The sequence below is a fragment of the Luteibacter sp. 3190 genome (genome assembly GCF_031456385.1).
GTDB lineage: Bacteria > Pseudomonadota > Gammaproteobacteria > Xanthomonadales > Rhodanobacteraceae > Luteibacter.
The window spans coordinates 383148-405547 of record NZ_JAVDUO010000002.1 but is presented as its reverse complement, the minus strand read 5'-3'; the positions used below and the strand labels follow the sequence as shown (position 1 = coordinate 405547).

Genomic DNA, 22400 nt, shown 5'->3' with positions numbered 1-22400 from the left:
CCTTCTTTACGGATAAAGAGATAAATGGGGCGCGCCATGATACACGCCCCCGGTCCGGTTTGCAGGGGGAAGGGTACCCCCGCGGGGTGACGGTTGCATGGATGTTCAGGGCGCGCCGCCGTGGGAGCGGACCTGGCCGCGACAGCTTTTCGCAGCGGCCCTGGAGCTGGCGCGCGAGCTCCCGGACTGACGCGAACGGCTGTCGCGGCCAGGTCCGCTCCTACAAGGGGGGCGCGAGGCTAGATTGTGGCCGCCAGGCGCTCCCTTGCCGCCCGCGCCACCGTCACCATGCCTTTCAGGGCCTCGGCGACCTCCGGCCAGCCGCGGGTCTTCAGGCCGCAGTCCGGGTTGATCCAGAGCTGGTCGGGGCGCAGGACCTGGAGCGCCCTGGCCACGAGGTCGGCCATTTCGGCCTCCGCCGGGACGCGCGGGGAGTGGATATCGTAGACGCCGGGGCCGATCCCGTTCGGGTAGCGGAAGGTCGTGAAGGCCTCGAGCAGCTCCATCCGTGAGCGGCTCGTCTCGATCGAGATCACGTCCGCGTCCATCGCGGCGACCGCCTCGATGATGTCGTTGAACTCCGAGTAGCACATATGGGTGTGGACCTGCGTGCCGTCGCTGACGCCGCCCGCCGTGATGCGGAACGCGTCCACCGCCCAGGCGAGGTAGGCCGACCACGCCGCGCGTCGCAGCGGCAGGCCTTCGCGCAACGCCGGCTCGTCGATCTGCACGATGCCGATGCCCGCCTTTTCCAGGTCGTGCACCTCGTCGCGCAGCGCGAGGGCGATCTGTCGGCAGACCTCGTCGCGCGGCAGGTCGTCCCGCACGAACGACCACTGCAGCATCGTCACCGGTCCCGTGAGCATGCCCTTCATCGGCCGGTCGGTGAGCGACTGGGCGTACGCGGACCACGCCACGGTCATGGGCGCGGGACGCGCGACGTCGCCGTAGATGAGCGGTGGCTTCACGCAGCGCGAGCCGTAGCTCTGCACCCAGCCCAGCGACGTGAACGCGAAGCCCGCCAGCTGCTCGCCGAAGTATTCGACCATGTCGTTGCGCTCGGGCTCGCCATGCACGAGCACGTCGATGCCGGCCTCCTCCTGGAAGCGCACGGCGCGACGTACTTCGTCGCGCAGCACCTCGGCGTACGACGCGTCGTCGAGCCTGCCGGCGCGGTGCGCGGCGCGGGCGTTGCGCAATTCGGCGGTCTGCGGAAAGGAACCGATCGTCGTCGTCGGCAGGTCGGGCAGGGCGAACCGCTCCCGCTGGACCGCGGCGCGGAAGGCGTAGGCCGAACGTCGCTGCGCGAACTGCGGCGTGAGGCCACGGACACGCGCACGCACACCGGCGCGCACGACGTCCGGCGACGCGAGGCGCCGCGCCACGATCGCCTGCTGCCGCTGGAGCGCTTCGCGCGCGGAAGCCGAGCCAGCGACGGCGTCGGCGTAACGACGCAACTCGCCGATCTTCTGCCGCGCGAACGACAGCCACGCACCGAGGTCGCCCGGCAGCCGCTTCTCTTCCGACGCGTCGATCGGCACGTGCAACAGCGAGCACGATGTCGAGAGCCAGAGACGTTCGTCGCCGAGGCGATCGCGCAGTGCCTCGACGCGGGGCAGGACAGCCTCGGGCGCGCCGAGCCAGATGTTGCGTCCGTCGAGGATGCCGGCGGAGAGCACGGTGTCGCGAGGCAACGCGTCGATCAACGCATCGACCGACGCGCCCCCGCGGACGAGGTCGACATGGATGCCGGCGACCGGCAGCGAGGCGGCGAGGTCGACGTTGTCGCCGAGGTCGCCGAAATATGTGGCGAGGAGGATGCGTGCGCGCGAACGTTCCGCGATGCGCGCATACGCGTGGCGGTAAGCCTCGCGCGTCGGTTCGTCGAGATCGAGGACGAGCGCGGGCTCGTCGACCTGCACCCAGTCCGCGCCGGCGTCGGCCAGCGCGTGGAGCACGTCGATCCACGCGGGCAGCAGCGCCTCGAGGAGGGCGAGCGGATCGCTGCCGTCGACGGTCTTGGACAGACGAAGGAACGTGACCGGTCCCAGCAGCACCGGGCGCGCCGTGTGCCCCGCGGCCACGGCCTCGCGGAATTCGGCGACCACCTTGGCCGGCCGGGCGCGGAACGTCTGTTCCGCGGACAGCTCCGGCACGATGTAGTGGTAGTTGGTGTCGAACCACTTCGTCATCTCGAGCGCATGCAGGTCGAACGTATCGTCCTGGTGTCCGCGCGCCATGGCGAAGTAGCCCGCCAGCGGATCCTGCTCGTGCAACCGCCGGTAGCGCGGCGGAATGGCGTCGACCGTCACGGCGGCGTCGAGCACGTGGTCGTAGAGCGAGAAATCGTTCACCGGCACGCTATCGGCGCCCGCCTCGCGAGCGAGCGACCAGTGCCGCAGGCGCAGTTCGCGCGCCACGGATTGCAGTTCATCGGCGGAAATTTCGCCCTTCCAGTGGCCTTCGAGCGCGCGCTTCAATTCGCGGCGTCGGCCGATGCGGGGAAATCCGGGGTAGGTGACGTGTGGCATGCATGGATCCTCTTCGGGGAAAAGAGGAGGGAAGGGCGGCCGCCCACGCACCGCCGTCCACCCGCGCGCGATGCGTGCCGGTGGGCCGCGTCATGAGGGATGGCCGTCGACCTTCGCCCCCGCGGGCGAACCGGGCGCCCGTCTTTCGACGGCACCCAGGTCGGACGGAACGGACGCGTCCATGACGACGCATGCGCTCCGGCCGGCGGCAGGTCTTCGGGCTCGTGGATGTGACGCCGTGGGGCGTCGCCTCGCCCGTCGCTTCCCGGATCGCCATCGATCCAGTGCCTGTGACGGGTTCGTCTCCACATACCGCTGCGGGGCAGCGCCGGAATCGCACCGGCTTCCCTCTTAGCTTTATCTCTCTATTCGAATATCGAGATAAAGACCGCTGGCAGCCGGCAAGGTAGTCGTCGACGGCCGGCAAGTCAATGCGCGCGCGCCGTGCACGCGGTAGCCGCGACAATGCCCCGGTCGGCAAAGGAGCGAGGCATGGCGGGACGACACATCGTGATGGCCACGGTCGGGTCGCAGGGCGACCTGTTTCCGTTCCTGGCCGTCGGGCGCGAGCTGGTCGCGCGCGGGCACCGGGTCACGGTCGCGGCGCACGCGATCCACCGGGACGCCGTCGCGGCGGCGGGACTCGCCTTCCTGCTTGCGAGCGGGATCGCGGAACCCGAGGACAAGGCGGCCTTCGCGGCCCGCGCGTTTCATCCCCTGCGCGGACCGCGTTTCGTCGTGCGCGACCTGGCCGCGGCGGATGTCGCGGCGAGTTACGCCGCCCTCGCTCCCGTCTGCGCGGAGGCCGATGCGATCGTCACGACGACGCTGGCGTTCGCCGGGCAGATCATCGGCGAGACGGGGCGCCTCGCATGGCTCTCGGCCGTGCTGTCGCCGGCCGTCTTCCTTTCCGCATGGGACCCGCCTGCGACGGGTTACGCGTGGCTCGACACGTTCCTGCGCGGTTCGCCACGGCGCGGCGGATGGCTGGGCCGCCTCGCGCGCGCCGTCACGGCGCCATGGACGCGCCCGGTGCGCGATTTCAGGGTGTCGCTGGGACTGCCGCCGGTTTCTCCGTGGGGCGATCCGTTCCATCAGGGACAGCACGCGCGGGACGGCGTCCTCGCGATGTACTCCCCGCTGCTCGGCGAGCCCCCGCCGGATGCGCCCGCGCGAACGCGTATCACCGGGCAGTGCCGTTACGCGCCCGGCGGCGACCGGCTCGCGCCGGAACTCGCCGCGTTCCTCGACGCGGGCGACGCGCCGATCGTCTACACGCTGGGCTCGGCCGCGGTCCATGCCGGGGCATCGTTCCTGCGGGAAAGCATCGACGCGTCCGTCGCGCTGCACCGGCGCGCGGTGCTGTTGACCGGATCGCCCGAGATGCGCGCGCGTCTTCCGGCGGCGTTGCCGGAAGGTGTCCTCGTGCAGGAATACGCGCCGCATGGCGCGCTGTTCGCGCGCGCGGCGGCGGTCGTGCATCACGGTGGCGTGGGCACGACGCAGGAAGCGCTTCGCGCGGGACGCCCGCAGCTCGTCGTGCCCCACGGCTTCGACCAGCCGGACAACGCGGCGCGCGTCGAGCGGCTCGGCGTCGGACGTGTGCTGCGCGCGTCGCGCTATCGGGCGGATCGCGCGGCGGCATTGCTGCGCGAAGTGCTGGGCGACGATGCGGTGGCGCGTCGTGCCGCGGAGGCCGCGCGCGTGATCCGGCGCGAGGACGGTGCGCGCGAGGCGGCCGATGCGATCGAGGCCGCCATGCGGGAGCGCTGAGGGAGGCGTGCCCGCTGCCGCGGGATCGCCGATACGATCGGCTCCCGCACGCTGCCTGCCGAAGGGTGGGAGCCGATCGCATCGGCGACGGGTGCTGCGTGTCCTCGCAAGATCGTGCACCCGAAGATCGTCGTCCTGCGAACGCGACGCGTACACGCGGGATATACCTGCCATGCTTATCTTTGGACGTTCACCACGCGGCATCGGGCGCGACGCGTACGACCGCGTCGCGCACCGGAGATATGCCATGTCACCCATCATTCGTTCACACCGCCCGCCGCGCGTCACGGGCGCCGTGATCGCCGTCATCGGACTCGCGCTCGCGTTCGGCGGCGCGTGGCTCGTCGCACTCGGCGGCAGCTTCTACTACCTGATCGCCGGGCTCGGTGTCGCGGCGACGGGTGTGTCGCTGATACGCGGATCGTCGACGGCGCTGTGGCTCTACGCGCTGCTGCTGCTCGGCACCACCGTGTGGGCCGTCGGCGAAGTCGGTCTCGTCGGGTGGCAACTCGAGCCTCGACTCCTCGTCCCCGTGCTGCTCGGTATCTACCTCCTGATGCCGTGGGTACGACGGAAACTGGTGCCGTCGCGCGGCGCGGCTGCGGCGGTCGTCGTCGCGGTCGTGCTCGCGTTCGGCGTCGGCGTGGCGGGCTTCATGCAGCCCGTCGGCACGCGGGGCGAGGCCACCTTGCGCAACGACGCGGGTGGGCACGACGCGTCGGTCGCCGACGGCGACTGGCGGTTCTATGGCCGCACGCCGCGCGGCGACCGCTTCTCGCCGCTGGACCAGGTCGACACGAAGAACGTGAAGGACCTCAAGGTGGCGTGGACGGCGCGCACCGGCGACACGATGCGGCCGGGCGAAGACCAGGGCGGCACCGACGCGGGTCATGAATTCAACTTCGAGAACACGCCCATCAAGGTGGGCGACACGCTCTACGTGTGCACGGGTCACAGCTGGGTCGTGGCGTTCGACGCGGCTACGGGTCAGAAGAAGTGGAGCTTCGATCCAAAGGCGAATACCGACGCCGACGTCTACCTCGCGTGCCGCGGCGTCGCCTATTACGAGGCCCCGCCGGGCACGGCGACGGACTGTCCGCGCCGCATCATCGCGCCCGTGCTGGACGCGCGCGTGATGGCGCTGAACGCCGAGACCGGAAAACCCTGCGAGGACTTCGGCGAGCACGGCTTCGTGTCGCTGACCCAGTACCTCGGTCACGTGCCGGCGGGCTTCCATTTCGTCACCTCGCCGCCGCTCGTGCTGAAGGATCGCGTGATCCTGGGCGGCTGGGTTTACGACAACCAGGCGGAGGGCGAGCCGTCCGGCGCCGTGCGCGCGTTCGATCCGCTGAGCGGCAAGCTGGTCTGGGCCTGGGACGTCGGCCACGATCCGCAGAACTGGACGCCCGGCCCGAACGAGCAGCTGACCCGCGGCACGCCGAACGCATGGGGCGTCTACACCGCCGATCCCGACCTCGGGATGGTGTACCTGCCGATGGGCAACGCGACCCCGGATTACTTCGGCGGCCATCGGCGCGACTTCGACGAGAAGGTGTCGAGCTCCACGGTGGCGCTGGACATCGAAACCGGGGCGCCGAAATGGGTTTACCAGAACACGCACCACGACCTGTGGGACATGGACGTGCCGGTCGGCCCGTCGCTCGTGGATCTGCCCGATCCCAAGGGAGGCACGATCCCCGCGCTGGTGCAGACCACGAAGCGGGGCGAGTTTTTCGTGCTCGACCGTCGCACGGGTGCGCCCATCACCGAAGTCCAGGAGAAGCCGGTGCCGCAGAACGCGGTGCCGGGCGACAGGACGTCCCCGACACAGCCGTATTCGGTGGGCATGCCGTCGCTCACGCCGAAGGACCTCACGGAACAGCAGATGTGGGGCGCGACGCCCTTCGACCAGCTGATGTGCCGGATCGAGTTCCGCAAGGCGGCGTACGAGGGGCAGTTCACGCCACCGCAACTGAAGGACACGATCGTGTATCCCGCGTTCGACGGCGTGATCGACTGGCACGGCGCGTCGATCGATCCGTACAACAAGCTGCTCATCGCCAACGCCAACTACATTCCGTTCATCATCAGCCTCGCGCCGCGCGGTCCGGCCGAAGAACGCGGCCTGGTGAAGCCGTGGGACGGGTCCGGCAACGAGCCCAAGGTGGGTGGCGGCCTCGCGCCGCAATACGGGACGCCGTACGTCGGAAAGGTCCATCCGTGGCTGAATCCGCTCGGCGTTCCCTGCAATCCGCCGCCGTGGGGCACGCTCGCGGCGATCGATCTGGTCACGCACAAGCTCGTCTGGGAACATCCGCTCGGCACGACGCGCGACACGGGCCCCTTCGGCACGCACGTCAACGCGCCGCTGCCCACCGGCATCTTCAACATCGGCGGCAACATGACGACGCGCGGCGGCCTCGTATTCATCGGCGCGACCGCCGACAACTACCTCCGCGCGATCGACGAGCGCACGGGCAAGGAGCTATGGCGAGCGCGCCTTCCGGCCGGCGGCCAGGCGAACCCGATGTCCTATTCGGTCAACGGCAAGCAGTACATCGTCATCGCCGCGGGCGGCCACAGCGGGCTGGGCACGAAGTCCGGCGATTATGTCGTGGCGTACGCCCTGCCATGACCGCGACGCGTCGATCCCGGGGGCTTGAAACGGATTCGGGCCACCCCATCTTGCTGCTACCCTGGTGACACGCGTCGCCTCCCGAGCCGAAGAGACCCACCATGTTCCGCTGCAAGCACGATCTGCTGAACGTCCCACCGATCGCCCCATGGGCGCGTCGCGGGTGCGCGCGTTCCGTGCCAGGCGGGATATCGTCGTAAGACGTCTCTCGTCCTCGAAGAACACCGAAAGCACCCGCGAGGGTGCTTTTTTTTGTGCTTTTTTCCATGCAAGCCCACACCGGAGTGTCCGTGTCATGAAGAACTGCCGCGACCCCCGGACCTGATCGCCGCGCTCGAGCCAGGGGCGGCGACGGATCCGGGGAGTGCCTCGCCCGACGTCGATGCTTATCCCTGGCGAACCCCGAACAGGAATCCGTTTGTCATGAGTACCACCCGCGAAACCCGTATCCCCGTCGACCGTTGGCGCAACCTCGGCATCATCGCGCACGTCGATGCGGGCAAGACCACGCTCACCGAGCGCCTGCTCTACAAGACCGGCACGATCCATCGCACCGGCGAGGTGCACGATGGCGCGACCACCACCGACCACATGGAACTCGAGCGCGAGCGTGGCATCACGATCGGCGCCGCCGCCGTGCGCGCGAACTGGACGCCGGAAGGCGGCCTGCCGCATCGCCTCACGCTGATCGACACGCCCGGGCACATCGACTTCGCCATCGAGGTGGAGCGTTCGCTCCGCGTGCTCGACGGCGCGGTGACCGTGTTCTCCGGCGTGGCCGGCGTGCAGCCGCAATCCGAAACGGTGTGGCACCAGGCGCGCCGTCACGGCGTGCCGCTGATGGCGTTCATCAACAAGATGGATCGCCCTGGCGCGGACTTCGACGCCGTCGTCGCGCAGATGCGTGAGAAGCTCGGTGCGAATCCGTGGGTCGTCGCGCGTCCCGTGATCGAGGGCGAGCACATCGTCGGTCTCGTCGACCTCGTCGCCGAGCGTACCTGGCGTTTCGACGACGCCGGCACGCCGTCCGTGCACGCGTGGAACGCCGACGAGCGTGACGCGCACGCCGACGCGCGCGCCGAACTCGTGGCCGCGGTCGCCGATCGCGACGAAACGCTCGCCGAACTGTGGCTCGCCGAACAGCCCATCGACGCGGCGGCGCTGACCGCGGCGTTGCGCCGTGGCACGCTGGCCGGTACCGGCTCGCCGGTGCTTCCGGGTTCGGCGTTCCGCAACGTCGGCATCGAGCCGCTGCTCGACGCGCTCGTCGCGTACCTGCCGTCACCCGTCGACCGTCCCGCGGTCGTCGCGCATACGGACCACGGCGACGAGACGATCGCGCCCGACGCGGACGCGAAGCTCGCGGCGCTCGTCTTCAAGGTCGTCAACCAGGCGCACGGCCCGCTGGCGTTCATCCGTGTCTACTCGGGCCGCCTGCACGTCGGCGACGCCGTGTGGCGCAGCGGTACCGACCGCGTCCAGCGCATCGGTCGGCTGGCGGTCGTGCGCGCCGAAGACACCGAGGCCGTCGACGTCGCGGAAGCGGGCGACATCGTCGCCATCGCGGGCTGGAAGGATGTGGCCACGGGCGAGACGCTGTCGGACGCGCATCACCCCGTGCGGCTGGAGACGATCCAGGCGCAGCCGGCCGTGCTGTCCTGGCGCCTCTCGCCCGAGCGTTCGGCCGATCTGCTCAAGCTCGGCAACGGCCTGGCGCGCCTGGCGCAGGAGGATCCGTCCTTCCGCGTGGGCACCGATCCCGATACCGGCGAAACGCTGGTCTGGGGCATGGGCGAGCTGCACCTCGAGGTGATGGTCGAGCGCCTGCGTCGCGAGTGGGGCGTGCAGGTCCGCACCGGCTCGCCACGCGTGGCTTACCAGGAGACGCCGGCCCGGGCTTCCGGACCCGTCGAGGGCAAGCTGGCGAAGCAGACCGGTGGTAGCGGTCAGTTCGCGCGCGTGATGCTGTCGATCGCCCCGACGGGCGACGACGCGAACGCTTACGAGGACCGCACGACGGGCGGCGTGATCCCGAAGCAGTTCCAGGCCGCCGTGGAGAAGGGCGTGTCGTCGGCACTCGTCGAAGGTCCGCGCGGGTATCCCGTGGTGGGCGCGGCGGTGGCCGTGCTCGACGGCCAGGCGCACGCGGTGGACTCGAACGAGATGGCGTTCCATCGCGCCGCGCAGCTCGCGGTGAAAGCGGCGCTGGAGGCGACCGGCACCGTGTTGCTCGAGCCCGTGATGCGGGTGTCGGTCAGCGCGCCGGGCGCGGCGGTGGGCGACGTGCTGGGCGACCTGCAACGTCGCGGCGGCCAGATCGTCAACCTGGTCGACCGGCAGGAGCGCACAGAGATCGATGCCGACGTTCCGCTGGCGCAACTGGACGGCTACAGCACCGCGCTGCGGTCGCTCAGCCAGGGCCGCGCGTCCGCGACGGTGGCGTTCCACGCCTATCGCCCGGCCGCGACGCAGGACGCGGCGCGTCGTAGCGCGTAATGAAGGCGTGCCGGGGTGCGAGAGCACCCCGGCACGTTCTGTCTTGCGCGAGTTCACCCGCGTTTAGCGGGAAGCGCGCTCGCGGACGCGTTCTCCGCGTGCCACCCAACCCGCCCAAATCATGCGCCGGCGGGTTACGCTGCGCTCCATGATTTCCTATCCCGACGCCCTCGCGCTGCTACTGGATACCGCGGCGCCCCTCGGTCGCGAAACCGTCGCCATCGACGCGGCCGCGCGACGTTTCCTCGCAGGTGACGTGATCAGTCCCCTGGCCCTGCCGTCGTTCGACAACGCTGCGATGGACGGCTACGCGCTGCGCGCCGCGTCGGACATCGTTCCCGCGGGTTCCTCGTTCGCCGTCGCCGCCATGCAGGCGGCGGGCGACACCGCGCACGCGTTGCCGGGAGCGGAGGCCTGCGAAATCGCCACGGGCGCGCGGATGCCGGAGGGCTTCGACACCGTGGTTCCGGTCGAGCGTAGCGAGCGTCAGGGCGAGCGTGTACGTTTCCTCGCCGACGAACGTCGCGGCCAGAACGTGCGTCACGCGGGCGCCGACATCGCGGTAGGTGCGCGCGCTTTCGCGGCGGGACGCCGGATCGATGCCGCGGCGATCATGCTGCTGGCGGCGCTCGGTATCGAAGAGGTCGACGTCATGCGGCGGCCGCGCGTGGCGGTGATCACGACGGGCAGCGAGCTCAACGCGCCCGGACCGCTGCCGCCCGCGGGCATTCACGACTCCAATGGACCCTTCCTCGCCGCGAGCCTCGCGCACTGGGGCGTCGAGTGGCTGGGTCGTACCCGTGTGCCCGACACCGGCGACGCGTTCGTCCTCGCGATGCGGCGTGCGCTGGACGAGGGCGCCGACCTCGTCGTGACCACGGGCGCGGTGTCCGCCGGACGTTTCGACTTCGTCCCCGCGGCGCTGGCCTCCCTCGGCGCGCGCGAACTCTTCCACAAGGTGGCCATCCGACCGGGCAAGCCGCTGCTCGCCGCGCGCTTCGCCGATGGCCCGCTCGTCCTCGCGCTGCCGGGCAATCCCATCGCCGTGGCGGTCGGGTATCGCTTCTTCGTCGGCCCCGTGCTGCGCGCGATGGCCGGGCTCCCGCCCGAGTCGCCCACGCGCGTGCGCCTCGCGGCGTCGATGCCGGCGAAGGAAGGCACGCGCCATTTCGGGCTCGGCACGCTCGCCTGCGATGGCGACGGGCAGCAGGTCGCGCACCTGGCGGAAGGGCAGGCGGCCTACCGCATCCTTCCCTACACGCAGGCCACGACGTGGTTGTCGAACGTCGCCGCGTCCGGCGACACGGCCGACGCGTGGCCGCTCGATCCGGCGGACGCCGCATGATCCTCGGGCTCGTGCTCGCCGGCGGCCGATCCTCGCGCATGGGCGAGGACAAGGCGCTGCTGCGGATCGACGGCGTGACGCTGCTCGAGCGGACGTCGCATGCGCTGCTGGCCGCCGGCGCCGATCGCGTCGCGATCAGCGGCGCTCGCGAGGGCGGCATCGCCGATCGCTGGCCGGCCGCGGGCCCCGTCGGCGGCATCGCCAGCGCGGCGCTCGCGCTGCCGGACGGCGAATGGCTCGTCGTGCCCGTCGACATGCCGCGTCTGGACGACGCGGTTCTGGCCCCGCTCCTCGCCGAGCGCACGCGAGCGACGACATCCTGGCAAGGCCATCCATTGCCGATGCGGATCACGATGGACGCGGCCGCCCGCGCGGCGCTCGACGATCTGATGCGTCGTCCCGGAAGGGAATGCTCGATCGCCGCGTTGCAGGCGCGCCTCGGTGCGACCACACTGCCGCTGGATCGTCTGGATCCGCGGCGACTCATGAACTGCAACACCCCCGACGACTGGCGCGAGGCGAACGCATGAGGGTACAGCTCGAAGAAGACACGGTCCGCGTCCGCATCGACGAGGACGAACTGGCCGAACTGCTCGACGACATCGCGTTGCTCGGATCGACGGCCTTCGGCACCGCGTTCACGATGCGCTACGCCATCGATGCCACCGACGGGCCGGCCTGCACGCTCTCGGGGAACGCGCACGAGTGGCGGATGGGCGTGCCGCGCGGCGCGTTGCGCGACCTGCAGTCGCGCCTGCCCAGCAAGGACGGCCTCGTCTTCGACATTCCCGGTTACGACACCGTGGCGACCACCGTGCGCTTCGACGTCGACGTGAAGGACAGCCTGCGCCGGCGCCGGGGCTGACGTCAGTCCATCACGCGCTCGGCTCGCGTGTAGATGTTGAACCGCCCCGGTCGCGCGAACCCCAGCAACGTCACGCCGCAGTCGGCGGCGAGGTGGACGGCCAGCGCGGTCGGCGCGGAGATCGCGACGACCATCGTGATGCCCGCGACCGCGGCCTTCGTCACCATCTCGTAGCTCGCGCGGCTCGTGATCACGAGGAAGCCGTCGCGTGGATCGGTACCGTCGACGAGCATCGCGCCGATGAGCTTGTCGAGCGCGTTGTGCCGGCCGACGTCCTCGCGCACCTTCACGATGCTGCCGTCGGGCAGCGACCAGGCGGCGGCGTGCACCGAGCCGGTGAACGCGTTGATCGGCTGCCGGGCGCGCAACGCCTCCAGCGCGCGTTCGATCGCGTCGACCGGGACGGTCGGCCCCGCGGCGACCGGCGCCGGATGGCGCACGACGTCTTCCAGTTCGCGGCTACCGCAGATGCCGCAGCCGCTGCGGCCCGGCAGCTCGCGCGCGGCCGGTTCGTGCATGACGGCGGGTGCGTCCTGTCGCGCGGCGAGCGCGGTCGACGTGCGGATGTCGACGACGATGCCCTCGAGCACCTCGCGTACCTCGATGTCGACGATGTCGAGGACCGATCCGACCTTGCCCTCGGTGAAGGCGAAGCCCCGCGCGAAGTCGTCGAGGTCGGTGGGCGTCGTCATCATGACGGCGAACGGCTGGCCGTCGAAATGCATGGCGACCGGGACTTCTTCCGCGAGGCGGTCGTCGTCCTCGACACGCTTGCCGCGCTCGAAGCGGATGACCGGCCGCGTCGCGCAGCCGACGGGCGGCGTCCGGTGCGGCGCCGGCGCACCGGCGACCGCACGCTGGATATCGATCCCGGAGACCTGCTTCTCGCTCATGAATGCTTCCGCTCTGGTGCCGGAAGCGATTCTACGGCCAACGGCGGGCCGCTGCCTTGTCAGTTCAGCGGGTCGAAGAAAACGATGTTGATGGCGATGTCCTCGGTCGGGTAACCCTTGGTCTGGTAACAGACTTTCCTGCCGAGTGAGTACGCGGTGTAGAGCAACGGTTGCATGCCGGAGTGCGGGACGCGATACCAGTTCCTGTCATCGGAGAAGGCCGCGTAGGCATCGTCGGCACCGCTGGTCCAGATGGAATCGACGGTGACGCCACAGCGGAATCCGGGCGATCGGGCCGATCGCTCGATGGGCGTGTTGTACGGGTTGTCCTCCGCGGGAGTCGCGTTGTGCTGCTGTGCGATGGCTCCTGTCGGAAGCCGGGCGATGGCGCATGCGATGGGGATCGTCAGTGGTCGCGACTTGTTCTCAGGATTCACGGGTCTTCCCTCCATTCATCATCGACGGGTTTTTTGTCGAACAGTCGGATCAGCACGGCAAGGCGATCGGCCATTCTTCTTCGGCATGCGAGTACGTTCCCGATGACGTCGCGGGACGCCTGGCGTCTGCCGCGGTCGGGGGACAGCAGGAAACTGAAGCAGGAGCTGCTGCAGGCGTCCGGTGAATCGGGTGTGGCCGGCTGGTCTTCGCGGTACCGCCAGATGAAAGGTTCGGTCGCGACAATGGATGGTCCGGCGACGTAGTGCAGGTTCACATGGCTCGTCACCCGGTCGGGTGCCGCTCCACGTCCCTGACTGATGTACTCGACGGCGTCGACGATCGTGTCGCGGGGAATGGCGCCTCGGGCAGCCCATTCCGCCTGGTCGACGAACGTGCGTGCCGCCTGGTGATATGGCGAGTTTCCCGTCGACGCGAACGCGTGCATGAGGCTCGTCGTGGTGCTGTGGAACTGATCCGTCTGCCTGATCCGGTACACGAAGAACCGGTGGCCGCGTCGCGCGAATTCACTTCCCCAGTCCAGGGCGAACTGCAGACTGGATGTGGTCGCCACGAAGCCAGACGTGCGCTCGCCCCGATAGCAGGTCTCTCCCGTGACATGACGGAACAGGTTCGCGTTGTCGCCCGCAGGGACGAACCCCGTTGAAAAGATCACGTCGGGCGCGCGATGGTCCATGCGGTAGAGGAAGTTCTCCGCATGGCCCGCGATCGGCAACGCGAACAGAGCAAGGAGGACCAGCCAGGCTTTCATGTGGCGTCCGGAAACTGTGGGAAGCGCGGTATTCTGGGTATCCGCCCTCACGCCCGCAGGCGGTGCGAGCCTCATCGTGCCGCCCGTAAGATCCCGGTGCGCTGTACGTGCGGGCTCGCCCCGCGTCAGGGGCGTGCCGTGCTCCCGCTAGTTGAGGGGATCGAGAAAGACGACGTTGATGCCGATGTCGGCATGCGGGTAACCCTTGGTCTGGTAACAGACCTTCCGGCCCAGCGAATAGGCGGTGTAGAGGAGCGGCTGCATGCCCGCGCGGGGAACGCGGTACCAGATCCTGTCGTCGGAGAAGGCGGCGTAGATGTCGTCGGACGCGGTGCTCCAGACCGACTCCACCGTGACGCCGCAGCGGAAGCCGCTCGACCGGGCGCTGCGGTCGATCGGCGTGTTGTAGGGATTGTCGGCGGCCGGCACGGCGTTGTGCTGTTGTGCACCGGCCGTCAGAGGCGACAGCGCGAGAACGCAGGCGAGCCAGGCCGAGCGCGCGGCGGAGTGGGTCTTCGTCGGAATCACATTTCGTCCTTTATCTTCTCTTCGATGATGGGTGTCTCGTCGAACAGGTTCACGAGCGCGGATGTCCGGTTCGCCACCTTCTTCCTGCAGGCGAGCACGTTGTGGATGATTTCGACCGGGGCGTGCCGCTTCGTGCGGCCGCTGAAAAGCGAAAAGCTGAAGCACGAGCTGCCGCACATCGCGCCTGGCGAGTCGGGCGCCGCCGGCGCGTCTTCGCGGTAGTCCCAGCGGTATGGCGTGTTGACGACCGTGGCCGGCGCGGCGACGTAGCGAAGATTCGACGTCGTGCCGATACGTTCGGGCGCCTCCATCGACCCGCGGGCTATGTAGTGCGTCGCATCGATGATTGTGCTCGGCGGAATGGTTCCACGTGAGGCCCACTCGCTCTGCTCGACGAATGTGGCGGCCGTGCTTCGGTAGGCCTCTGTGCCCGTGACCGCATACGCATGCATCAGGCTGGTCGTCGTGTTGTAGAAGTGCGCGGTCTGGCGGATCCGGTAGATGTAGAAACTGCGTCCGCTACGGACGAGTTCGCTACCCCAGTCGAGCGCGAACTGCGGATCGGACGTGGTGGCGACGAACGCGCCGCTGTGCTCGCTGAAGTAGCAGGTCTGGCCGGTGACGTGCCGGTACAGGTTGGTGTTCGCGCCGGGTGGCACGAAGCCGGTGGCGAAGATCACGTCGGGTGGCCGCATGTCCATGCGGTAGAGGAAACGTTCGGCGTGGCACGCGAACGACACCGCGACGAGGCCAAGGAGAACGATGAAGCGAAGCATGCGGGCATCCGTGCGCCTGGAAAGCGCTCATTTTGCGGGCGAGCCCACGGCGACGCAGGCGGTGTAGCCCTCGCCACGACGCACGAAAGTTCCCTAAGCGCTGTAGGCCGCTAGATGACCCGTTGTGGGACTGCCCCTGGCCACATCATCGCCGCTTGTTGGAGCGGACCTGGCCGCGACAGCTTTTCGCGAACACCTGGGAGCTGGCGCGTGAGATCCATATCTATGGCGAAAAGCTGTCGCGGCCAGGTCCGCTCCCACAGAGCCGTCGCGGCCAGGTCCGCTCCCACAGAGCCGTCGCGGCCAGGTCCGCTCCCACAGAGCTATCGCGGCCAGGTCCGCTCCCACAGAGCCGTCGCGGCCAGGTCCGCTCCCAGAGAGCTGTCGCGACCAGGTCGGCTCCCACGGAGCTATCGCGGCCAGGTCCGCTCCAACTGCCGTACCGGTGAGCGGCTCACGCCGCCAGCGACACCCCGGCGGCGAGCGCGTCGAAATACTCGCGCGTCAGCCGCAGCTGCGTGGCGGCATCCTCGGCCTGGTTGACCACGTGGCGGAACGCGGCGTTTTCCGGACGATCCTTCGCGTACCAGCCGAGATGCTTGCGCGCGATGCGCACGCCCATCCGCTCGCCGTAAAACGCGTAGAGGTGCTCCAGGTGCCCGGCGAGGATGTCGCGCACCTCGGCGGGCGAGGGCTCCGGCAGGAAGCCGCCGGTCTCGAGGTGGTGCGCGATCTCGCGGAAGATCCACGGACGACCCTGCGCACCCCGTCCGATCATCACGGCGTCCGCGCCGGTCTGGCGCAGCACCTCGCGCGCCTTCACCGGATCGACGATGTCGCCGTTGGCGAGCACCGGGATGGAAATGCTGGCCTTCACTGCTGCGATCGTCGCGTATTCGGCCTCGCCCTCATACTTGTCCGCGCGCGTGCGGCCATGCATGGCGAGCGCGGCGATGCCGGCGTCTTCCGCGATGCGCGCGATGGTCAGCGCGTTGCGGTGCTCGCGATCCCAGCCGGTGCGGATTTTCAGCGTCACCGGGACGTCGACGGCCTTGACCACCGCCTGCAGGATGCGCGCGACGAGCGGTTCGTCCTGGAGCAGGGCGGAGCCCGACCAGACGTTGCAGACCTTCTTCGCCGGACACCCCATGTTGATGTCGACAATCTGCGCGCCGTTGTCGGCGTTGTACTTCGCCGCTTCCGCGAGCATGCCCGGGTCGTAACCCGCGATCTGCACGCTGACCGGCTCCGGCTCGCCATCGTGATCCATGCGGCGCAGCGACTTGGTGGTGTTCCACAGTCGCGGATCGGCCGTCGTCATTTCGGACACCGCCAGGCCGGCCCCCATGCGCTTGCACAGGAGCCGGAACGGCTTGTCGGTGACGCCGGCCATGGGCGCGAGCACCACGGCGGGCGAAATGGAGTAGGGGCCGATACGCATGCCGTTGATTTTACGACATTCGCCGCAGGCGTGCGTCGGCGACGGACCGATGGACTCTCCCAAACGCCAACCCGCCATTCGGTCTATTGTCCCTTCACATGCCACGCCCTAACGTCGGAAGCGACGAAAGGGGAGGTGGAACCATGCGCAGCACGATCCGGAGTGTCGCGATCCTTGCGGGTATCGCGCTGTCGCTGGCCTGCGGCGTGGCCGGCGGGGCGGGGCGGCCGTCGTTCGACGAGGTGGCCGCGACCCGGCCGCACAACGATATCTGGAGCACCGACCCCTGCGGGTCGCACCGGCACATGGTCGGGGTCTGCCGGTTGCTGCGCCCTGTTCGCGGTTGAGCGTCGATCTGGGCTAGGCTTGCCTCATTCCCGGGGGAAGTCCATGCCACGTCTGCTGATCGCCACGGCGACCCTGTTTTCGCTCGCCATGGGGCCGGCCCACGCCGGTCGTGTCGCCGTCGAGGTGGTCGATGTCGAGGGCAGGCCGGTGCGCGACGCCGTGGTCAGCCTCGAGCCCCTGGCGGGCACCGCGGCGAAGCCCATCGTCCCGGCCACGCGTTACGTGGACCAGAAGAACGAAACCTTCCTCCCGTACGTGACCGCGCTCCACGCGGGCGACAGCATCGTCTTCCGCAACAGCGACGGCACGCGGCACCAGGTCTACTCCTTCTCCGACCTGGCGAAGTTCGAATTCGTGCTCAAGCCGGGCGAGAGCTCGCCGCCGCTGGTCCTGCCGCGCCCCGGCAACATCGCGGTGGGCTGCAACATCCACGACATGATGATCGCCTACCTCTACGTGACGAAGGACGCCGACATGGCGACCACGGACGCCAAGGGGCAGGCCGTGCTCGACGGCGTCGGCGCGGGTCGCTATCGCGCCCACGCATGGCACCCCCAGATGCGCCCCGGCATCGCGCTGCCGGTGCAGGGCCTGCAGGTCGACGACTCCACGCCAGGGAAGGTGACGTTCACGCTGGCCCTCCTGCCCGATCCACGGGGCATGTCGGACCGCGAACACATCGGTTACTGACCCGACGCATGCGCGCTCCCGGGTTCCGCTCGCGGCTTGCCCTGTTCTTCGTCGCCTCGCTGGTCCTCGTCCAGGGGCTGACCGCGCTTCTGACGTACGGCATCGCCCATCGCCAGCTCGTGGCGGAAGGTGGCCGGCAGCTCAGCGTCAACGCGGGCGCCTTCGTGGCGCAGATGAACGATCTCTCCATTCGGGTCGCGAACGGCGTGCAGATCCTCTCGCTCGATTACGGGCTTCGTTCCGCGATCGGCGCGCGCGACAAGGAGACGGTGCTCTCGGTGCTGCGCAACCACGGCCGCCGCGTCGGTGCCGCGCGCATGCAGCTGCTCGGCCTCGACGGACGCGTGCAGGCCGACACACTGGCGCCGGCCAGCGACGGCGAACCGTTCGCGTTCCCGGACCTGCTCGCCAGCGCCTACGACAGGCGCAGCGCGGCCGTGATCGTGTCAGAAGGCAAGGCGTACTGGCTGGTCGTCGTGCCGATCTACGCGCCACAGCCCGTCGGGCTCGTCGTCGCGAGCATCCCGGTGGACGACGCGCTCCTTGCGCACATGCAGGAACTCTCCGCGCTGCCGCGCGACGTGGAACTGGCGACACCCGTCGGCGAAGGGCGCTACGCGGTGATCGCGCGGGGCAGCCATGATTCCGGACTGACCGAGAGCCTTTCCGCGCGGGGCGAGCCATTGCCGTCGACACCGACGCTCGCCGCCATCGGCGGTCGGGAGTACCTCGTGCTCGCCCAACTGCTGCGCCAGCCGAAGGGCGGCGGCGCGGTCTACGCCGTGCTCGGCTATTCGCTCGACGACGCGTTGCGTCCTTACCTTCCCGTCTGGAATGCCTGGCTGGCCGTGCTGCTGGTCGGACTCGCCGGCGGCTTCCTCGTCGCGTGGCTCGTGGCGCGCGGTGTCGCGCGTCCCGTCGAAGCGCTGGCCGGATCGGCGCGGCGCATCGCGGCGGGCGATTACGACGACGTGCCCGACGTGCGCCGTGGCGACGAGGTGGGCGACCTGGCCATCGCGTTCCACACGATGACCGACGCGATCCGCGAGCGCGAGCGGCGCATCCTCCACCAGGCGTCGCACGACGGCGTGACGGGCCTGCCGAACCGGGCGGCCGCCGAGTCGGCCGTCGACGACGATCTGGCCACGACGCCCGGCATGCAGGGCGCCCTGCTGATCGTGGGCGTCAATCGGCTTCCGGAGATCGTGAAGACGGTCGGCCACGCGCTGGCCGATCGCCTGATGCGCGAAGCCGCGGTGCGTCTCGGACAGGTCGCCGGCACGCACTTCGTGGCTCGCGCGACGGACACGCAGTTCGCCGTCTGGCTGCGGGACACCGGCAGGATGGAGGCCATCGACACCGCGTTCCGGATCATGGACGCGTTGGGCCTCCCGTACCTGGAAGCCGACATCCGCATGGACCTGGGGCCCGCCGTGGGCATCGCGCTGACGCCGGGACATGGCGAGCGCGCCGCGATCCTGCTCAGGCGCGCGGAGGTCGCCGAGTTCGCGGCGGTGGGATCGACGCGCGGTGTCGACGTCTACGATCCCGAAGCCGATCCGCACCGGCCGGAACGTCTCTCGCTGATGGGCGAGTTGCGCGCGGCGATCGAGGCCGATGCGCTGGAGCTCTGGTACCAGCCGAAACGCCGCATGGCCGACGGCGTCATCGACAGCGCCGAAGCGCTCGTGCGCTGGCATCGTCCGGGCCGGGGCGCCGTATCGCCCGAGCTCTTCGTCGCCGTCGCGGAAGAAACCGGCACCATCGGCCGGCTCACGCGCTGGGTGCTGGCGCGCGCGATCCGGGAGATGACGGCCCTGGCGGCGGCGGGTATCGACGTCACCGTCGCCGTGAACCTTTCCGCCCGTGACGTCGGCGACCCCGAACTCGCCGGCCGGGTGGAAGCCTTGCTTCGCGCCAACGGCCTGCCTGCGCAGGCGCTGAGCCTCGAGGTGACCGAGAGCGCGGTGATCCACGAGCCCGCCGCGGCGCTTCAGGTCCTCGGCCAGCTGGCCGATATGGGCATCGACGTCGCCATCGACGACTTCGGCAGCGGCCAGGCGTCGTTCGCCTACCTCCGCCGCCTCCCCGTCACCGAGCTGAAGATCGACCGGATGTTCGTGCAGCACCTCGCCACCGATGAAACCGACCGCGTCATCGTCCAGTCGCTGGTCGAACTGGGCCACCGCCTCGGCTACCGCGTGACGGCCGAGGGCGTGGAGGACGAGGGTAGCCTGGCGTTCCTCGCCGAAGTCGGTTGCGATCACGCGCAGGGTTACCTCGTCGGCCGGCCGATGCCGTTCGCGGACCTCGTGGCGCGATGCATGGCACCGGCCACCGGCGACTCGTGATGCCCCGTCACCTCGCACTCGTCCTTCTGGCGGCATGCGCGTCCGTCGCCTCCGCGCAGGACGTGAAACTGCACGCCTTCGCCGACGCGAGACTCGTTGATGCGCCGTCACCGACATCGTTCATCGACGGCGGTAGCGGCCACACGCGTTACGGCGACGGCGAGCGCGGTGTCCGCTTCGGCGCGGCGGGTGTCGTCGTCACGGCGCAGCTGACGCCGGCCCTGTTCGCGCTGGTCGACGTGCAGGCGCAGCGGACCGACCGCACCGACCTGCAGGTTCCCGAGGCGTTCCTGCGCTACCGGCCGGTGTCGACGAGCGCGTGGCGCGGCTCCGTGAAGGCGGGACTCTACTTTCTGCCGATATCGCTGGAAAACGACGGTATCGGCTGGACCAGCCCGTGGACGGTCACGCCATCGGCGATCAACAGCTGGGTAGGCGAGGAGATCCGTGGTTTCGGCGCGGAAGCGCGCGAGGAGTGGCGCGGCGTCGCCGGCACGTTCACGGCGGGGGGCGGGTTGTTCCGCCACAACGACGTGGCCGGGAACATCCTCGCGCTGCGTGGCTGGTCGCTCAGCGACGTGACGTATGGGCTGGGCGGCCGGCTGCGCGAACCCGCCGAGGCCGGCGAGCGCGAGGTCTACGATCCCTTCCACGCGATAGGCGGCCGTACCGGCTGGTACGCCGATGCGGCGTGGAAGGCGCCGGCGGGGTGGGAGCTGCGCCTCCTGCGTTACGACAACCGCGCGGATCCCTCGGCCTACAGGCTCTACGCCGGCGGCGAGAAGCTGTTCGCCTGGCGAACGCGTTTCTGGTCGGCGGGCGCGGTGTGGACACGCGGCCCGGTCACCCTCATCGCGCAGGCGATGGACGGCGATACGGACGTGCGGCCCGACGACGTGAGCTACCGGACGCCGTTCCGTTCGGCCTTCCTGCTGGCCGGCTGGAACCGTGGCGCCTGGCGGCCGGCGCTCCGTGTCGAGCGTTTCGGCACCGACAACCCTCGCGAGCGCGGCCACGCCGTCACCGCCGCGCTCAACTGGCGACCGCGCGACTGGCTGCGCCTGACGGCGGAATGGCTGCGCGTGCACGTCGATCGCGACGCGTCCGCCGTGATCGGCGATCCGTCGCGACAGGGCGGCGAGCAGTGGCAGCTGATGGCGCGCGTCTACTACTGACGCCTCGGAACCATGTGGGAGCGGACCTGGCCGCGACGGCTCTTCGCGAAGAGTCGCAGGGCCTGTGGCGAACGGCCCCGGAATATGTCGCCGCCAGGTCCGCTCCCACGGCGCGCTCGCACGGCGTACGATCCGCCCAGGGCAACGAGCGACGGCGGGACGACTTGGACGAGGGGATCTGGGAGCGCAAGTACCATCTTGCGCTGGAGCGGATGGAGCGCGACGAAGAGGCGTCGCGAGCCGTCGGCGACGTGCTGCGCCGGCTTTCGCTGCGGCTGGCCGTGCTGGTCCGGGGTGATGGCGGCGAGCTCGACGAGCTCCTCGACCGGTTGACGACGGAACTGCGCGGTTCGCCGTCGCCGGCGACCGTCGAACCGCTCCTGGAAAGACTCGCCGAGGCCGTGACCCGCCTGGACGCCGCGCCGCCGGGCGCCGCCCGTGCATCCGACACCACGGAGGATGCGGTCGTCGACGCCTTGCGCGCCGACGTGGCGCGTTTGCAGGAACTGCTCGGAACGGTCAGCGCGCGGCTGGGCGACATGACCCGTTACCTCGCCGGCGAGCGTGACGAAGCGGACGCCAGCGCGACGGAAGGTCACCGGCTCGACGCCCAGGTGCGCGAGGAAATGCGCCTGCTCGGCGAGAAAACGCAGGCGGCCACGGATCTGGCGAGCCTGCAGGCCGAGGTCGACGAACGGCTTTCGGTCATCGACCGCCACTTCCGCGACTTTCGCGAGCGTGAAGACGCGAGGCTCTCGGCATACCGCGAGCGCGCCGAGCGCATGCACGATCGTGTCGAGCAGCTCGAGTCGCAGGCATCCAGCCTGCAGGATTCGCTTCGCCGCGAGCACGAGCTCGCGCTGACCGACGGCCTCACCGGACTGCCGAACCGCCTCGCCTACGACCGTCGCGTCGCCGAGGTGGAGCGCCAAGTGCGCGAGGAAGGGGGCGTGGCCTGCGTGGGTGCGTTCGACATCGATCATTTCAAGGCGATCAACGACACGTACGGCCACGCGGCGGGCGACGCCGTGCTGCGCATCGTGGGGCAGACGCTCGCGCGTGAACTCGACGGCCGGGCCTTCGTCGCACGCTACGGTGGCGAGGAATTCGTGGTCCTCTTCTCCGACATGGGGCCCGACGACGCCGAGGACCTGGCGCGGCGCCTCTGCGCCACGGTGGAGAAGCTCGCGTTCCACGCGAGCTCGAAACCCGTCACCGTGACCATGTCGGGTGGGCTGACGCGCTTCACCGCGGCGGAGCGTGCCGCGGCCGTCTTCGACCGCGCCGATCGCGCGCTCTACGCCGCGAAACGTGCCGGGCGCAATTGCTGCGTGGTGCTCTGAGAC

The 22400-nt window shown here is 69.7% G+C and carries 18 protein-coding genes and 1 riboswitch; of the genes, 11 read left to right on the top strand and 7 right to left on the bottom strand.

Features of this window, described 5'->3' with window-relative positions; all coding sequences use genetic code 11:
* Positions 1 to 239: 239 nt before the first annotated feature.
* Positions 240 to 2531: a 5-methyltetrahydropteroyltriglutamate--homocysteine S-methyltransferase gene (gene metE / locus J2X58_RS11760; protein WP_310048389.1), complete on the bottom strand. Its 2292-nt coding sequence runs from the start codon at positions 2529 to 2531 to the stop codon at positions 240 to 242.
* 189 nt (positions 2532 to 2720) lie between these two features.
* Positions 2721 to 2939: riboswitch (cobalamin riboswitch) on the bottom strand.
* Between the two features lie 84 nt (positions 2940 to 3023).
* Here metE and J2X58_RS11755 point away from each other — a divergent pair.
* From J2X58_RS11755 to J2X58_RS11730, 6 genes are all read left to right on the top strand, one after another.
* Entirely contained in the window at positions 3024 to 4304 is a 1281-nt protein-coding gene (locus tag J2X58_RS11755) for a glycosyltransferase (protein WP_310048387.1), read from the top strand.
* A gap of 247 nt (positions 4305 to 4551) precedes the next feature.
* The gene (locus J2X58_RS11750) at positions 4552 to 6939 is read left to right on the top strand and encodes a membrane-bound PQQ-dependent dehydrogenase, glucose/quinate/shikimate family (protein ID WP_310048385.1); all 2388 of its coding nucleotides are present in this window, start codon (positions 4552 to 4554) and stop codon (positions 6937 to 6939) included.
* A gap of 423 nt (positions 6940 to 7362) precedes the next feature.
* Positions 7363 to 9435 (top strand): elongation factor G, encoded by a 2073-nt coding sequence (gene fusA, locus J2X58_RS11745; RefSeq protein ID WP_310048382.1) that lies wholly within the window; start codon positions 7363 to 7365, stop codon positions 9433 to 9435.
* Between the two features lie 148 nt (positions 9436 to 9583).
* Positions 9584 to 10780: a molybdopterin molybdotransferase MoeA gene (locus J2X58_RS11740; protein ID WP_310048381.1), complete on the top strand. Its 1197-nt coding sequence runs from the start codon at positions 9584 to 9586 to the stop codon at positions 10778 to 10780.
* Positions 10777 to 11310, top strand: a complete 534-nt coding sequence (locus J2X58_RS11735; protein ID WP_310048379.1) for a molybdenum cofactor guanylyltransferase — start codon at positions 10777 to 10779, stop codon at positions 11308 to 11310. The genes J2X58_RS11740 and J2X58_RS11735 overlap by 4 nt, the downstream gene beginning before the upstream one ends.
* Entirely contained in the window at positions 11307 to 11645 is a 339-nt protein-coding gene (locus tag J2X58_RS11730) for a hypothetical protein (protein ID WP_090056477.1), read from the top strand. The genes J2X58_RS11735 and J2X58_RS11730 overlap by 4 nt, the downstream gene beginning before the upstream one ends.
* 2 nt (positions 11646 to 11647) lie before the next feature.
* Here the strand turns inward: J2X58_RS11730 and fdhD are convergent, their stop codons facing one another.
* The 6 genes from fdhD to dusB all read right to left on the bottom strand — a co-directional run bounded on the left by fdhD (position 11648) and on the right by dusB (position 16490).
* Complete coding sequence (gene fdhD / locus J2X58_RS11725) at positions 11648 to 12538, bottom strand: formate dehydrogenase accessory sulfurtransferase FdhD (RefSeq protein WP_310048377.1); 891 nt, start codon at positions 12536 to 12538, stop codon at positions 11648 to 11650.
* Positions 12539 to 12597: 59 nt separating this feature from the next.
* A complete protein-coding gene (locus J2X58_RS11720; protein WP_310048375.1) occupies positions 12598 to 12975 on the bottom strand; it encodes a hypothetical protein in 378 nt (125 codons plus the stop codon).
* The gene (locus J2X58_RS11715) at positions 12972 to 13745 is read right to left on the bottom strand and encodes a hypothetical protein (protein WP_310048372.1); all 774 of its coding nucleotides are present in this window, start codon (positions 13743 to 13745) and stop codon (positions 12972 to 12974) included. The genes J2X58_RS11720 and J2X58_RS11715 overlap by 4 nt, the downstream gene beginning before the upstream one ends.
* Before the next feature lie 147 nt (positions 13746 to 13892).
* On the bottom strand, positions 13893 to 14273 hold the full coding sequence (locus tag J2X58_RS11710) for a hypothetical protein (RefSeq protein ID WP_090056487.1): 381 nt from the start codon (positions 14271 to 14273) through the stop codon (positions 13893 to 13895).
* Positions 14270 to 15049 (bottom strand): enterotoxin A family protein, encoded by a 780-nt coding sequence (locus tag J2X58_RS11705; protein ID WP_310048371.1) that lies wholly within the window; start codon positions 15047 to 15049, stop codon positions 14270 to 14272. Before J2X58_RS11705 ends, J2X58_RS11710 begins: the two co-directional genes overlap by 4 nt.
* Before the next feature lie 454 nt (positions 15050 to 15503).
* Entirely contained in the window at positions 15504 to 16490 is a 987-nt protein-coding gene (gene dusB / locus J2X58_RS11700) for a tRNA dihydrouridine synthase DusB (RefSeq protein WP_090175619.1), read from the bottom strand.
* Positions 16491 to 16633: 143 nt separating this feature from the next.
* Between dusB and J2X58_RS11695 the strand changes: the two genes are divergently transcribed.
* From J2X58_RS11695 to J2X58_RS11675, 5 genes are all read left to right on the top strand, one after another.
* Positions 16634 to 16837: a hypothetical protein gene (locus J2X58_RS11695; protein ID WP_090056493.1), complete on the top strand. Its 204-nt coding sequence runs from the start codon at positions 16634 to 16636 to the stop codon at positions 16835 to 16837.
* Between the two features lie 43 nt (positions 16838 to 16880).
* Entirely contained in the window at positions 16881 to 17528 is a 648-nt protein-coding gene (locus J2X58_RS11690) for a methylamine utilization protein (protein WP_175472854.1), read from the top strand.
* Between the two features lie 8 nt (positions 17529 to 17536).
* On the top strand, positions 17537 to 19879 hold the full coding sequence (locus J2X58_RS11685; RefSeq protein ID WP_310048369.1) for an EAL domain-containing protein: 2343 nt from the start codon (positions 17537 to 17539) through the stop codon (positions 19877 to 19879).
* Entirely contained in the window at positions 19879 to 21054 is a 1176-nt protein-coding gene (locus J2X58_RS11680; RefSeq protein WP_310048368.1) for a hypothetical protein, read from the top strand. Before J2X58_RS11685 ends, J2X58_RS11680 begins: the two co-directional genes overlap by 1 nt.
* A 164-nt stretch (positions 21055 to 21218) precedes the next feature.
* Entirely contained in the window at positions 21219 to 22397 is a 1179-nt protein-coding gene (locus tag J2X58_RS11675; RefSeq protein ID WP_310048367.1) for a diguanylate cyclase, read from the top strand.
* Positions 22398 to 22400 lie beyond the last annotated feature (3 nt).

What these genes read in the sequence shown, in the direction of transcription:
- metE (WP_310048389.1), bottom strand. Translation starts at nt 2,531, where the DNA reads ATGCCACACGTCACCTACCCCGGATTTCCCCGCATCGGCCGACGCCGC.
- J2X58_RS11755 (WP_310048387.1), top strand. Translation starts at nt 3,024, where the DNA reads ATGGCGGGACGACACATCGTGATGGCCACGGTCGGGTCGCAGGGCGAC.
- J2X58_RS11750 (WP_310048385.1), top strand. Translation starts at nt 4,552, where the DNA reads ATGTCACCCATCATTCGTTCACACCGCCCGCCGCGCGTCACGGGCGCC.
- fusA (WP_310048382.1), top strand. Translation starts at nt 7,363, where the DNA reads ATGAGTACCACCCGCGAAACCCGTATCCCCGTCGACCGTTGGCGCAAC.
- J2X58_RS11740 (WP_310048381.1), top strand. Translation starts at nt 9,584, where the DNA reads ATGATTTCCTATCCCGACGCCCTCGCGCTGCTACTGGATACCGCGGCG.
- J2X58_RS11735 (WP_310048379.1), top strand. Translation starts at nt 10,777, where the DNA reads ATGATCCTCGGGCTCGTGCTCGCCGGCGGCCGATCCTCGCGCATGGGC.
- J2X58_RS11730 (WP_090056477.1), top strand. Translation starts at nt 11,307, where the DNA reads ATGAGGGTACAGCTCGAAGAAGACACGGTCCGCGTCCGCATCGACGAG.
- fdhD (WP_310048377.1), bottom strand. Translation starts at nt 12,538, where the DNA reads ATGAGCGAGAAGCAGGTCTCCGGGATCGATATCCAGCGTGCGGTCGCC.
- J2X58_RS11715 (WP_310048372.1), bottom strand. Translation starts at nt 13,745, where the DNA reads ATGAAAGCCTGGCTGGTCCTCCTTGCTCTGTTCGCGTTGCCGATCGCG.
- J2X58_RS11705 (WP_310048371.1), bottom strand. Translation starts at nt 15,049, where the DNA reads ATGCTTCGCTTCATCGTTCTCCTTGGCCTCGTCGCGGTGTCGTTCGCG.
- dusB (WP_090175619.1), bottom strand. Translation starts at nt 16,490, where the DNA reads ATGCGTATCGGCCCCTACTCCATTTCGCCCGCCGTGGTGCTCGCGCCC.
- J2X58_RS11695 (WP_090056493.1), top strand. Translation starts at nt 16,634, where the DNA reads ATGCGCAGCACGATCCGGAGTGTCGCGATCCTTGCGGGTATCGCGCTG.
- J2X58_RS11690 (WP_175472854.1), top strand. Translation starts at nt 16,881, where the DNA reads ATGCCACGTCTGCTGATCGCCACGGCGACCCTGTTTTCGCTCGCCATG.
- J2X58_RS11685 (WP_310048369.1), top strand. Translation starts at nt 17,537, where the DNA reads ATGCGCGCTCCCGGGTTCCGCTCGCGGCTTGCCCTGTTCTTCGTCGCC.
- J2X58_RS11680 (WP_310048368.1), top strand. Translation starts at nt 19,879, where the DNA reads ATGCCCCGTCACCTCGCACTCGTCCTTCTGGCGGCATGCGCGTCCGTC.